Source organism: Blautia sp. MCC270, from assembly GCF_018785605.1.
Lineage (GTDB): Bacteria > Bacillota > Clostridia > Lachnospirales > Lachnospiraceae > Blautia_A > Blautia_A fusiformis.
Window position 1 is genome coordinate 1 of sequence record NZ_WQQD01000098.1, and the last position, 522, is coordinate 522.

At 32.2% G+C, this 522-nt stretch carries 1 protein-coding gene and 1 pseudogene; both read right to left on the bottom strand.

Going from position 1 to position 522, the window contains the following annotated elements:
• Positions 1–380, bottom strand: a 380-nt coding sequence (locus GPK58_RS12670) for a mannose-1-phosphate guanylyltransferase (protein ID WP_118511413.1), incomplete at its 3' end; no start/stop codon positions are given.
• A 53-nt stretch (positions 381–433) separates the two neighbouring features.
• A pseudogene (locus GPK58_RS13485) lies at positions 434–522 on the bottom strand (DUF3784 domain-containing protein); the annotation flags it as partial.

Genomic DNA, 522 nt, shown 5'->3' on the forward strand with positions numbered 1-522 from the left:
TATTTCTTTTCATTCAATAATTCTTTTACTCTTTTAACCGGAAATCTATCTTCAATATCAACTACTTCAAACAGATTTAATGGCAATTCCTTTTCACCAATCAGGGAAAGGTATTCATTAACAGCTCTACGATCAATCATAATCTTTCCATGTCCTGCCCAATGACGATTGCTCTCTTCCTTTTTCAGTCCGGAAATCCAATATTTATCACCATTCTCAATATCTATATAATTTGCATAGTTACCGATATTTTTCTGAAAGGCATGGTCATTAAAATAGATTGTTTTCTTACTTTTTGAAGTTTTGACATATCCAATCCATGCCGGACCATCATCAGAATATCCCGTTTTTAATTCAATGTACATCAAATTGTTAATCATTCTTATTCTCTCCTGATTCCAAATTTTGCAACATCTCAACTAACTGGAAGTTATTACTTTCTGCATAGCGTGTTTCCCAAAATGATAATTACCGCGACATCAATCAAAATAATTCCCAATGCAATATATACAAAAAATGCAG